We start from the raw sequence: 13,140 nt of genomic DNA, 5'->3' as shown, positions 1-13,140 counted from the left end.
TTTATGAAAAACATCATTATCAGCTGGTCATCAGGTAAAGATTCCACATTGACCTTTGAGCGTCTTATGGAGTCGTCCGAATACAATGTTGTAGGTCTTTACACCACTCACGTAAGCGGTGAGGTGCCTTTCCAAGTCACACCTCTCGAAGTTGTTCAGATGCAAGCCGATAGACTAGGTATGCCGTTAGTGTCTATTGAACTGCCGGAGGTGTTCCCGCCGAATGACATATACCAGTCGCTAGTAATAGACGGCGTGAAGTCATCAGGACTTAATGTTGACGGTATCGCCTTCGGGGACATGTTCTGTAATGGCATCGTAGAGTATCGAAAGAGCTATGTAGAGCCTGCTGGGTTTGAAGCGGTTTTTCCTTTAGTTGGTGAAAATAGCCAAGAGCTAGCTCAAGAGATAATAGAAAGAGGGATTGATACAGTCTTGGTGACAATAGACAGGCAAGTATTGCAGGAGTCTTTATGCGGTGCGCGTTATACCGAGAGCCTCATCACGGAGTTGCCAGACAATGTTGACCCATGTGGCGAAGATGGTGAGTTCCACACCTTAGTGTGTAATTCAAAGTACTTTAGCCATCCCATAGAGATAGACTCCTTATCGATAGAAACCGCTGAGCGATTCAGCCATCTAAGGTACAAAGTGAAGTAGGCATCGAGAGCAGATAGGTTTACCGCTTAACCAGTAGTGAGTATCATGTCGGCGGATAGATAACGACAACTGTCGGTGAAATACGCGATGAATAGACATAACATTTTGATATTTGACTCCGGGGTAGGTGGTCTCTCTGTATATAAAGAGATAGCAAACTTGCTGCCGTGTGCAAACTACTTCTATTTATTCGACAACGAAGCCTATCCCTATGGTGAGCTAGCACCAGATACATTGGTTGATCGTACCTGTCGTCTTATTCAACAGATGATGCAGCGCCAGCGCATTGATATCGTCGTTATCGCTTGCAATACCGCGAGCACCATCGTGCTGCCTCATTTAAGAGAAGTGTTGTCTATTCCGGTTGTCGGTGTCGTACCAGCAATCAAGCCCGCTTCTCTACTTTCAAAAAAGGCCGTCGGTTTAATTGCCACACCTGCCACCATTACTCGTCAGTATACTCATGATCTGATTCGAGACTTTGCAGATGATAAAGATGTAAAGCTGCTTGGTAGCAGTCAACTGGTGGATATGGCCGAGCAAAAGCTGAGAGGTCAACCCACTGACATGATTCACTTGCATCAGATCCTAGAGCCACTCGTAGATGTAATTGATGTAGCCGTATTAGGGTGTACGCATTTTCCGTTGATTCGAGAAGAGATATCGCAAGTGCTAGGCAAAGGTGTCGAATTGATTGATTCGGGTATGGCGATCGCTCGTAGAGTCGTGAGCTTATTAGCAGAGAGTGGCGATCAAGAAGGAGTAGGGATCAAAGAGGTGTTTAGCAGTGCTTCCCCTATACAAGAAGAAGCACTTAACAAAGCCTTAGACGATCTCGGCTTTAGTCCTGTTCAATTGATTCAGATTCAGGATGCTTAGGATCATTGGCAATGCGAACCTTTAACGTTCTTTGCATATAGTCCTTTTCATTGAGCGCTTCGATTGCCCCTTTGGCATCGGAGCTCGCCATTACGACGAAACCAAATCCACGACGCTTACCTGTGCGTTTATCCTTCATTAGTCTTACCGCAAATACTTCCCCATATTCAGCGAACAGATCCTTAACGTGAGATTCGTTAGCTTTATAAGGTAGGTTACCTACGTAAAGAGTTTTTGTTGATTGAGAACTGTCTTTCGAAACGGTTGGAGTAGCAGAAGAAAACTTAACAACGAAAAATGTAGCTACTACACCAAGCACAAAAGCAACAGCCGGTGAGATGTCGGCGAACTGAGAAAAAACAATACCGCCCAAAATAGCGATCGCTATTACTAGAAAAAGAGATTTATTGGAGTCCATATTAAAGTACTACTTTTCTTATTGACGAATAATGGCATCTATCGTTAACAAATAGATATAGGAATATTACGTAGTTGAGCGTTATTTTTCCAATTATTTGGTGTGATGTATTTCAAATGTTGAATTTTTATCGAAAAACACCGTGTCTGATGGCTTTTTGAACGAACGGAGAATAATTTCAAAAAAAAGGGTTGTCATCAATGCTGTGATCTCTATAATGCCGCCTCACCGACACGGAGTGAGACGAAAGTCACAAAGCGGAGTCGGTTGAGAGAGAAAAGAAAGTTTGAAAAAACGCTTGACTCTCAAACTGGGAAGCGTAAGATACGCACCCCTAACGACGAGACGCTAAGCGGTTCGAAAGTTAGAAAATGTTCTTTAAAAATATAGACCTATCAATCTGTGTGGGCACTCGTTGATGATAATCAAATTAGATACCTCGGTATCAAATTAGGTTTTCAATGAACTGAGTGACCAATCGAGATTACTTTCTTGTAAAAGAACTTAGTCTTGGCACAGTCAATTCATTATCGTTCTGTTGGAACGATAATAGCTTTAAAATTACTTCTTACTTTTGAGTAAGGATGAGTTTTGAAGTCAGTATTCATTGAGCCGAACAAAATCTTAAATTGAAGAGTTTGATCATGGCTCAGATTGAACGCTGGCGGCAGGCCTAACACATGCAAGTCGAGCGGAAACGAGTTAACTGACCCTTCGGGTGACGTTAACGGCGTCGAGCGGCGGACGGGTGAGTAATGCCTGGGAATATGCCTTGATGTGGGGGATAACCATTGGAAACGATGGCTAATACCGCATAACGCCTTCGGGCCAAAGAGGGGGATCTTCGGACCTCTCGCGTCAAGATTAGCCCAGGTGGGATTAGCTAGTTGGTGAGGTAATGGCTCACCAAGGCGACGATCCCTAGCTGGTCTGAGAGGATGATCAGCCACACTGGAACTGAGACACGGTCCAGACTCCTACGGGAGGCAGCAGTGGGGAATATTGCACAATGGGCGCAAGCCTGATGCAGCCATGCCGCGTGTGTGAAGAAGGCCTTCGGGTTGTAAAGCACTTTCAGTCGTGAGGAAGGTGGTGTAGTTAATAGCTGCATCATTTGACGTTAGCGACAGAAGAAGCACCGGCTAACTCCGTGCCAGCAGCCGCGGTAATACGGAGGGTGCGAGCGTTAATCGGAATTACTGGGCGTAAAGCGCATGCAGGTGGTTCGTTAAGTCAGATGTGAAAGCCCGGGGCTCAACCTCGGAACTGCATTTGAAACTGGCGGACTAGAGTACTGTAGAGGGGGGTAGAATTTCAGGTGTAGCGGTGAAATGCGTAGAGATCTGAAGGAATACCGGTGGCGAAGGCGGCCCCCTGGACAGATACTGACACTCAGATGCGAAAGCGTGGGGAGCAAACAGGATTAGATACCCTGGTAGTCCACGCCGTAAACGATGTCTACTTGGAGGTTGTGGCCTTGAGCCGTGGCTTTCGGAGCTAACGCGTTAAGTAGACCGCCTGGGGAGTACGGTCGCAAGATTAAAACTCAAATGAATTGACGGGGGCCCGCACAAGCGGTGGAGCATGTGGTTTAATTCGATGCAACGCGAAGAACCTTACCTACTCTTGACATCCAGAGAACTTAGCAGAGATGCTTTGGTGCCTTCGGGAACTCTGAGACAGGTGCTGCATGGCTGTCGTCAGCTCGTGTTGTGAAATGTTGGGTTAAGTCCCGCAACGAGCGCAACCCTTATCCTTGTTTGCCAGCGAGTAATGTCGGGAACTCCAGGGAGACTGCCGGTGATAAACCGGAGGAAGGTGGGGACGACGTCAAGTCATCATAGCTCTTACGAGTAGGGCTACACACGTGCTACAATGGCGCATACAGAGGGCGGCCAACTTGCGAAAGTGAGCGAATCCCAAAAGTGCGTCGTAGTCCGGATTGGAGTCTGCAACTCGACTCCATGAAGTCGGAATCGCTAGTAATCGTGGATCAGAATGCCACGGTGAATACGTTCCTAGGCCTTGTACACACCGCCCGTCACACCATGGGAGTGGGCTGCAAAAGAAGTGGGTAGTTTAACCTTCGGGAGGACGCTCACCACTTTGTGGTTCATGACTGGGGTGAAGTCGTAACAAGGTAGCCCTAGGGGAACCTGGGGCTGGATCACCTCCTTATACGAATAGATTATTGCGATGAGTGTTCACACAGATTGATTGGTTTATAGATTTAAGACACCGTGTCCCGTTCGTCTAGAGGCCTAGGACACCGCCCTTTCACGGCGGTAACAGGGGTTCGACTCCCCTACGGGATACCATCTTTAAGCGTTTTCTTTCGAGAATTCTTAAAAATGGTTACTTCATTACGAAGTGATTAGTTCTTTAACAATTTGGAAAGCTGACGAATAACATTTGATTAATGTTATTCATTTAAAAGTTCTCAAATCCTAGATGATTTAATCATTTAGGTACCAACACACATTCAAGTGTTCTTGGAAGTGACGAAAGTCCACTTTTTGCCTCTGCTTTTTCTTAAAAAGCGGAAACAAAGAGTTATTTGAGTCCGGCAAAATCGAGTCTGCATCATGTATAAAAATTGCAGACAACTTTGGTTGTTTAACAACAATCTCGAGGTTTCTTTGAAACTCTTTGGGGTTGTATGGTTAAGTGACTAAGCGTACACGGTGGATGCCTTGGCAGTCAGAGGCGATGAAAGGCGTAATAACTTGCGATAAGCCCAGATTAGGTAGTAATAACCTTTGAGTCTGGGATTCCTGAATGGGGAAACCCAACTGCATAAGCAGTTATCGCTGAGTGAATACATAGCTCAGCGAGGCGAACCGGGGGGAACTGAAACATCTAAGTACCCCGAGGAAGAGAAATCAACCGAGATTCCGAAAGTAGCGGCGAGCGAAATTGGATTAGCCCTTAAGCTTTTAATGAGACAGACGAAGGCTCTGGAAAGTGCCGCAGTAAAGGGTGATAGCCCCGTAGTCGACATCTCATCATCAGTGAAATCGAGTAGGGCGGGACACGTGATATCCTGTCTGAATATGGAGAATTCATCCTCCAAGGCTAAATACTACTGACTGACCGATAGTGAACCAGTACCGTGAGGGAAAGGCGAAAAGAACCCCTGTGAGGGGAGTGAAATAGAACCTGAAACCGTGTACGTACAAGCAGTAGGAGCACCTTCGTGGTGTGACTGCGTACCTTTGTATAATGGGTCAGCGACTTATATTCAGTGGCAAGGTTAACCGTTTAGGGGAGCCGTAGGGAAACCGAGTCTTAACTGGGCGTTCAGTCTCTGGATATAGACCCGAAACCAGGTGATCTAGCCATGGGCAGGTTGAAGGTTGAGTAACATCAACTGGAGGATCGAACCGACTAATGTTGAAAAATTAGCGGATGACTTGTGGCTAGGGGTGAAAGGCCAATCAAACCTGGAGATAGCTGGTTCTCCCCGAAATCTATTTAGGTAGAGCCTCGGACGAATACTACTGGGGGTAGAGCACTGTTAAGGCTAGGGGTCATCCCGACTTACCAACCCTTTGCAAACTCCGAATACCAGTAAGTACTATCCGGGAGACACACGGCGGGTGCTAACGTCCGTCGTGGAGAGGGAAACAACCCAGACCGCCAGCTAAGATCCCAAATTATAGCTAAGTGGGAAACGATGTGGGAAGGCTTAGACAGCTAGGATGTTGGCTTAGAAGCAGCCATCATTTAAAGAAAGCGTAATAGCTCACTAGTCGAGTCGGCCTGCGCGGAAGATGTAACGGGGCTAAGCTATAAACCGAAGCTGCGGCAATGACTTAGGTCATTGGGTAGGGGAGCGTTCTGTAAGCCGTTGAAGGTGGACTGTAAGGTCTGCTGGAGGTATCAGAAGTGCGAATGCTGACATGAGTAACGATAATGGGGTGAAAAACCTCCACGCCGGAAGACCAAGGGTTCCTGTCCAACGTTAATCGGGGCAGGGTGAGTCGACCCCTAAGGCGAGGCCGAAAGGCGTAGTCGATGGGAAACGGGTTAATATTCCCGTACTTCTTACAATTGCGATGGGGGACGGAGAAGGCTAGGTAGCCTGGCGACGGTTGTCCAGGTTCAAGTGCGTAGGCTTGAGAGTTAGGTAAATCCGGCTCTCTTTAAGGCTGAGACACGATGTCGAGCTACTACGGTAGTGAAGTCATTGATGCCATGCTTCCAGGAAAAGCCTCTAAGCTTCAGATTGTAAGGAATCGTACCCCAAACCGACACAGGTGGTCGGGTAGAGAATACCAAGGCGCTTGAGAGAACTCGGGTGAAGGAACTAGGCAAAATGGTACCGTAACTTCGGGAGAAGGTACGCTCCTCGCGGTGAAGTCCCTTGCGGATGGAGCTATGGGGAGTCGCAGATACCAGGTGGCTGCAACTGTTTATTAAAAACACAGCACTGTGCAAAATCGTAAGATGACGTATACGGTGTGACGCCTGCCCGGTGCCGGAAGGTTAATTGATGGGGTTAGACTTAGGTCGAAGCTCTTGATCGAAGCCCCGGTAAACGGCGGCCGTAACTATAACTGATCCTAAGGTAGCGAAATTCCTTGTCGGGTAAGTTCCGACCTGCACGAATGGCGTAATGATGGCCACGCTGTCTCCACCCGAGACTCAGTGAAATTGAAATCGCTGTGAAGATGCAGTGTACCCGCGGCTAGACGGAAAGACCCCGTGAACCTTTACTACAGCTTGGCACTGAACATTGACCCTACATGTGTAGGATAGGTGGGAGGCTTTGAAACGAGTACGCCAGTATTCGTGGAGCCGTCCTTGAAATACCACCCTTGTAGTGTTGATGTTCTAACGTTGACCTCTTATCGGGGCTGCGGACAGTGCCTGGTGGGTAGTTTGACTGGGGCGGTCTCCTCCCAAAGAGTAACGGAGGAGCACGAAGGTGGGCTAAACACGGTTGGACATCGTGTGGTTAGTGCAATGGCATAAGCCCGCTTGACTGCGAGAATGACAATTCGAGCAGGTGCGAAAGCAGGTCATAGTGATCCGGTGGTTCTGAATGGAAGGGCCATCGCTCAACGGATAAAAGGTACTCCGGGGATAACAGGCTGATACCGCCCAAGAGTTCATATCGACGGCGGTGTTTGGCACCTCGATGTCGGCTCATCACATCCTGGGGCTGAAGTTCGGTCCCAAGGGTATGGCTGTTCGCCATTTAAAGTGGTACGCGAGCTGGGTTTAGAACGTCGTGAGACAGTTCGATCCCTATTCTGCCGTGGGCGTTGGAAGATTGAAGGGGCTGCTCCTAGTACGAGAGTGACCGGAGTGGACGAACCTCTGGTGTTCGGGTTGTCATGCCAATGGCATTGCCCGGTAGCTAAGTTCGGAATCGATAACCGCTGAAAGCATCTAAGCGGGAAGCGAGCCCTGAGATGAGTCTTCCCTGGCACTTTAAGTGTCCTAAAGGGTTGTTCGAGACTAGAACGTTGATAGGCAGGGTGTGTAAGCGTTGTGAGGCGTTGAGCTAACCTGTACTAATTGCCCGTGAGGCTTAACCATACAACACCCAAAGGGTTTTGATTGGACTCAAAGCAAGAACAAATTGAATGTGTAGAGAACGCATTAACAGCTTTCCGGATTTATTGTTTTCAGATTTTCAGAAAATCTGAAGGCAAAACAGAATTTGCTTGGCGACCATAGCATTGTGGACCCACCTGATTTCCATGCCGAACTCAGAAGTGAAACGCAATAGCGCCGATGGTAGTGTGGGGCTTCCCCATGTGAGAGTAGGACATCGCCAGGCTCCTATTTATTTTCACTTTTTTGAAAAGTGAAGACAAAAGGTTCGCACTTGCTTATTTAATAAGCAAGTCACCATAGAGTTCTAAAGTTTCTTAGAATTTTATGTTGACTTTCAAAGTGAGAAGCGTATTATACGCACCTCGCTGACGCACTAAGGTGTTGAAAGCAAAGCTCTTTAACAATATAAACCTATCAATCTGTGTGGGCACTCGTTGATGATAATCAAATTAGATACCTCGGTATCAAATTAGGTTTTCAATGAACTGAGTGACCAATCAAGTCGAAAGACTTGGCACTAGTCAATTCATTATCGTTCTGTTGGAACGATAATAGCTTTAGATTACTTATGTAGTTTAAAGTCAGTATTCATTGAGCCGACAAAATCTTAAATTGAAGAGTTTGATCATGGCTCAGATTGAACGCTGGCGGCAGGCCTAACACATGCAAGTCGAGCGGAAACGAGTTAACTGAACCTTCGGGTGACGTTAACGGCGTCGAGCGGCGGACGGGTGAGTAATGCCTGGGAATATGCCTTGATGTGGGGGATAACCATTGGAAACGATGGCTAATACCGCATAATGCCTTCGAGTCAAAGAGGGATCTTCGGACCTCTCGCGTCAAGATTAGCCCAGGTGGGATTAGCTAGTTGGTGAGGTAATGGCTCACCAAGGCGACGATCCCTAGCTGGTCTGAGAGGATGATCAGCCACACTGGAACTGAGACACTGGTCCAGACTCCTACGGGAGGCAGCAGTGGGGAATATTGCACAATGGGCGCAAGCCTGATGCAGCCATGCCGCGTGTGTGAAGAAGGCCTTCGGGTTGTAAAGCACTTTCAGTCGTGAGGAAGGTGGTGTAGTTAATAGCTGCATCATTTGACGTTAGCGACAGAAGAAGCACCGGCTAACTCCGTGCCAGCAGCCGCGGTAATACGGAGGGTGCGAGCGTTAATCGGAATTACTGGGCGTAAAGCGCATGCAGGTGGTTCGTTAAGTCAGATGTGAAAGCCCGGGGCTCAACCTCGGAACTGCATTTGAAACTGGCGGACTAGAGTACTGTAGAGGGGGGTAGAATTTCAGGTGTAGCGGTGAAATGCGTAGAGATCTGAAGGAATACCGGTGGCGAAGGCGGCCCCCTGGACAGATACTGACACTCAGATGCGAAAGCGTGGGGAGCAAACAGGATTAGATACCCTGGTAGTCCACGCCGTAAACGATGTCTACTTGGAGGTTGTGGCCTTGAGCCGTGGCTTTCGGAGCTAACGCGTTAAGTAGACCGCCTGGGGAGTACGGTCGCAAGATTAAAACTCAAATGAATTGACGGGGGCCCGCACAAGCGGTGGAGCATGTGGTTTAATTCGATGCAACGCGAAGAACCTTACCTACTCTTGACATCCAGAGAACTTAGCAGAGATGCTTTGGTGCCTTCGGGAACTCTGAGACAGGTGCTGCATGGCTGTCGTCAGCTCGTGTTGTGAAATGTTGGGTTAAGTCCCGCAACGAGCGCAACCCTTATCCTTGTTTGCCAGCGAGTAATGTCGGGAACTCCAGGGAGACTGCCGGTGATAAACCGGAGGAAGGTGGGGACGACGTCAAGTCATCATAGCTCTTACGAGTAGGGCTACACACGTGCTACAATGGCGCATACAGAGGGCGGCCAACTTGCGAAAGTGAGCGAATCCCAAAAGTGCGTCGTAGTCCGGATTGGAGTCTGCAACTCGACTCCATGAAGTCGGAATCGCTAGTAATCGTGGATCAGAATGCCACGGTGAATACGTTCCCGGGCCTTGTACACACCGCCCGTCACACCATGGGAGTGGGCTGCAAAAGAAGTGGGTAGTTTAACCTTCGGGAGGACGCTCACCACTTTGTGGTTCATGACTGGGGTGAAGTCGTAACAAGGTAGCCCTAGGGGAACCTGGGGCTGGATCACCTCCTTATACGAATAGATTATTGCGATGAGTGTTCACACAGATTGATTAGGTTTATGAATTAAAGACGATGCTTGGGTCTGTAGCTCAGGTGGTTAGAGCGTTCGCCTGATAAGCGAGAGGTCGGTGGTTCAAGTCCACTCAGACCCACCAATCTTCCTCCCAGATGATTGGCGATAAGCATCAACACTGATGGGGCTATAGCTCAGCTGGGAGAGCGCCTGCCTTGCACGCAGGAGGTCTGCGGTTCGATCCCGCATAGCTCCACCATCTTTAAGTGTTTTCTCTTTGAGAATATTTAAAAATGGTTTCTTTCTTTAACTAGAAAGCAAATCTCGTTCTTTAACAATTTGGAAAGCTGACGAATAACATTTGATTAATGTTATTCATTTAAAAGTTCTCAAATCCTAGATGATTTAATCATTTAGGTACCAACACACATTCAAGTGTTCTTGGAAGTGACGAAAGTCCACTTTTGCCTCTGCTTTTCAAAAGCGGAAACAAAGAGTTATTTGAGTCCGGCAAAATCGAGTCTGCATCATGTATAAAAATTGCAGACAACTTTGGTTGTTTAACGACAATCTCGAGGTTTCTTTGAAACTCTTTGGGGTTGTATGGTTAAGTGACTAAGCGTACACGGTGGATGCCTTGGCAGTCAGAGGCGATGAAAGGCGTAATAACTTGCGATAAGCCCAGATTAGGTAGTAATAACCTTTGAGTCTGGGATTCCTGAATGGGGAAACCCAACTGCATAAGCAGTTATCGCTGAGTGAATACATAGCTCAGCGAGGCGAACCGGGGAACTGAAACATCTAAGTACCCCGAGGAAGAGAAATCAACCGAGATTCCGAAAGTAGCGGCGAGCGAAATTGGATTAGCCCTTAAGCTTTTAATGAGACAGACGAAGGCTCTGGAAAGTGCCGCAGTAAAGGGTGATAGCCCCGTAGTCGACATCTCATCATCAGTGAAATCGAGTAGGGCGGGACACGTGATATCCTGTCTGAATATGGAGAATTCATCCTCCAAGGCTAAATACTACTGACTGACCGATAGTGAACCAGTACCGTGAGGGAAAGGCGAAAAGAACCCCTGTGAGGGGAGTGAAATAGAACCTGAAACCGTGTACGTACAAGCAGTAGGAGCACCTTCGTGGTGTGACTGCGTACCTTTTGTATAATGGGTCAGCGACTTATATTCAGTGGCAAGGTTAACCGTTTAGGGGAGCCGTAGGGAAACCGAGTCTTAACTGGGCGTTCAGTCTCTGGATATAGACCCGAAACCAGGTGATCTAGCCATGGGCAGGTTGAAGGTTGAGTAACATCAACTGGAGGACCGAACCGACTAATGTTGAAAAATTAGCGGATGACTTGTGGCTAGGGGTGAAAGGCCAATCAAACCTGGAGATAGCTGGTTCTCCCCGAAATCTATTTAGGTAGAGCCTCGGACGAATACTACTGGGGGTAGAGCACTGTTAAGGCTAGGGGTCATCCCGACTTACCAACCCTTTGCAAACTCCGAATACCAGTAAGTACTATCCGGGAGACACACGGCGGGTGCTAACGTCCGTCGTGGAGAGGGAAACAACCCAGACCGCCAGCTAAGATCCCAAATTATAGCTAAGTGGGAAACGATGTGGGAAGGCTTAGACAGCTAGGATGTTGGCTTAGAAGCAGCCATCATTTAAAGAAAGCGTAATAGCTCACTAGTCGAGTCGGCCTGCGCGGAAGATGTAACGGGGCTAAGCTATAAACCGAAGCTGCGGCAATGACTTAGGTCATTGGGTAGGGGAGCGTTCTGTAAGCCGTTGAAGGTGGACTGTAAGGTCTGCTGGAGGTATCAGAAGTGCGAATGCTGACATGAGTAACGATAATGGGGTGAAAACCTCCACGCCGGAAGACCAAGGGTTCCTGTCCAACGTTAATCGGGGCAGGGTGAGTCGACCCCTAAGGCGAGGCCGAAAGGCGTAGTCGATGGGAAACGGGTTAATATTCCCGTACTTCTTACAATTGCGATGGGGGGACGGAGAAGGCTAGGTGGGCCTGGCGACGGTTGTCCAGGTTCAAGTGCGTAGGCTTGAGGGTTAGGTAAATCCGGCTCTCTTTAAGGCTGAGACACGATGTCGAGCTACTACGGTAGTGAAGTCATTGATGCCATGCTTCCAGGAAAAGCCTCTAAGCTTCAGATTGTAAGGAATCGTACCCCAAACCGACACAGGTGGTCGGGTAGAGAATACCAAGGCGCTTGAGAGAACTCGGGTGAAGGAACTAGGCAAAATGGTACCGTAACTTCGGGAGAAGGTACGCTCCTCGCGGTGAAGTCCCTTGCGGATGGAGCTATGGGGAGTCGCAGATACCAGGTGGCTGCAACTGTTTATTAAAAACACAGCACTGTGCAAAATCGTAAGATGACGTATACGGTGTGACGCCTGCCCGGTGCCGGAAGGTTAATTGATGGGGTTAGACTTAGGTCGAAGCTCTTGATCGAAGCCCCGGTAAACGGCGGCCGTAACTATAATCGGTCCTAAGGTAGCGAAATTCCTTGTCGGGTAAGTTCCGACCTGCACGAATGGCGTAATGATGGCCACGCTGTCTCCACCCGAGACTCAGTGAAATTGAAATCGCTGTGAAGATGCAGTGTACCCGCGGCTAGACGGAAAGACCCCGTGAACCTTTACTACAGCTTGGCACTGAACATTGACCCTACATGTGTAGGATAGGTGGGAGGCTTTGAAACGAGTACGCCAGTATTCGTGGAGCCGTCCTTGAAATACCACCCTTGTAGTGTTGATGTTCTAACGTTGACCTCTTATCGGGGCTGCGGACAGTGCCTGGTGGGTAGTTTGACTGGGGCGGTCTCCTCCCAAAGAGTAACGGAGGAGCACGAAGGTGGGCTAAACACGGTTGGACATCGTGTGGTTAGTGCAATGGCATAAGCCCGCTTGACTGCGAGAATGACAATTCGAGCAGGTGCGAAAGCAGGTCATAGTGATCCGGTGGTTCTGAATGGAAGGGCCATCGCTCAACGGATAAAAGGTACTCCGGGGATAACAGGCTGATACCGCCCAAGAGTTCATATCGACGGCGGTGTTTGGCACCTCGATGTCGGCTCATCACATCCTGGGGCTGAAGTCTGGTCCCAAGGGTATGGCTGTTCGCCATTTAAAGTGGTACGCGAGCTGGGTTTAGAACGTCGTGAGACAGTTCGGTCCCTATCTGCCGTGGGCGTTGGAAGATTGAAGGGGGCTGCTCCTAGTACGAGAGGACCGGAGTGGACGAACCTCTGGTGTTCGGGTTGTCATGCCAATGGCATTGCCCGGTAGCTAAGTTCGGAATCGATAACCGCTGAAAGCATCTAAGCGGGAAGCGAGCCCTGAGATGAGTCTTCCCTGGCACTTTAAGTGTCCTAAAGGGTTGTTCGAGACTAGAACGTTGATAGGCAGGGTGTGTAAGCGTTGTGAGGCGTTG

The 13,140-nt window shown here is 48.6% G+C and carries 3 protein-coding genes, 3 tRNA genes and 5 rRNA genes; 10 read left to right on the top strand and 1 reads right to left on the bottom strand.

Going from position 1 to position 13,140, the window contains the following annotated elements; translation table 11 throughout:
* The first annotated feature begins 3 nt into the window (after positions 1-3).
* Together PG915_RS00055 and murI are read left to right on the top strand one after the other, a co-directional pair.
* Entirely contained in the window at positions 4-660 is a 657-nt protein-coding gene (locus PG915_RS00055) for an ATPase (protein WP_353497369.1), read from the top strand.
* 87 nt (positions 661-747) lie between these two features.
* Positions 748-1,539 (top strand): glutamate racemase, encoded by a 792-nt coding sequence (gene murI / locus PG915_RS00050; protein WP_353497368.1) that lies wholly within the window; start codon positions 748-750, stop codon positions 1,537-1,539.
* Here the strand turns inward: murI and PG915_RS00045 are convergent.
* Positions 1,502-1,957 carry an RNA-binding protein gene (locus PG915_RS00045; RefSeq protein WP_353497367.1) on the bottom strand — a complete coding sequence of 152 codons (456 nt, stop codon included), beginning with the start codon at positions 1,955-1,957 and terminating at the stop codon, positions 1,502-1,504. The two genes, murI and PG915_RS00045, sit on opposite strands and share 38 nt — an antisense overlap.
* Before the next feature lie 626 nt (positions 1,958-2,583).
* Between PG915_RS00045 and PG915_RS00040 the strand changes: the two genes are divergently transcribed.
* The 8 genes from PG915_RS00040 (at position 2,584) to PG915_RS00005 (ending at position 13,140) form a co-directional block, all read left to right on the top strand.
* Positions 2,584-4,135: ribosomal RNA gene (locus tag PG915_RS00040) — 16S ribosomal RNA — on the top strand.
* Positions 4,136-4,199: 64 nt separating this feature from the next.
* Positions 4,200-4,275, top strand: a tRNA-Glu gene (locus PG915_RS00035).
* A 343-nt stretch (positions 4,276-4,618) separates the two neighbouring features.
* Positions 4,619-7,504 (top strand): 23S ribosomal RNA (locus PG915_RS00030).
* A gap of 127 nt (positions 7,505-7,631) precedes the next feature.
* A 5S ribosomal RNA gene (rrf, locus tag PG915_RS00025) occupies positions 7,632-7,748 on the top strand.
* A 386-nt stretch (positions 7,749-8,134) separates the two neighbouring features.
* Positions 8,135-9,685: ribosomal RNA gene (locus PG915_RS00020) — 16S ribosomal RNA — on the top strand.
* Positions 9,686-9,752: 67 nt separating this feature from the next.
* Positions 9,753-9,829: transfer RNA gene (locus PG915_RS00015), tRNA-Ile, on the top strand.
* 41 nt (positions 9,830-9,870) lie between these two features.
* Positions 9,871-9,946 (top strand) — tRNA-Ala (locus PG915_RS00010).
* Positions 9,947-10,292: 346 nt separating this feature from the next.
* Positions 10,293-13,140: ribosomal RNA gene (locus PG915_RS00005) — 23S ribosomal RNA — on the top strand.
* Together the 16S, 23S and 5S rRNA genes with 3 tRNA genes alongside form the textbook arrangement of a ribosomal RNA operon.

It is taken from the genome of Vibrio sp. CB1-14, from assembly GCF_040412085.2.
Lineage (GTDB): Bacteria > Pseudomonadota > Gammaproteobacteria > Enterobacterales > Vibrionaceae > Vibrio > Vibrio chaetopteri.
The sequence above is the reverse complement of the archived record's forward strand: the minus strand, read 5'-3'. Positions and strand labels throughout refer to the sequence as shown.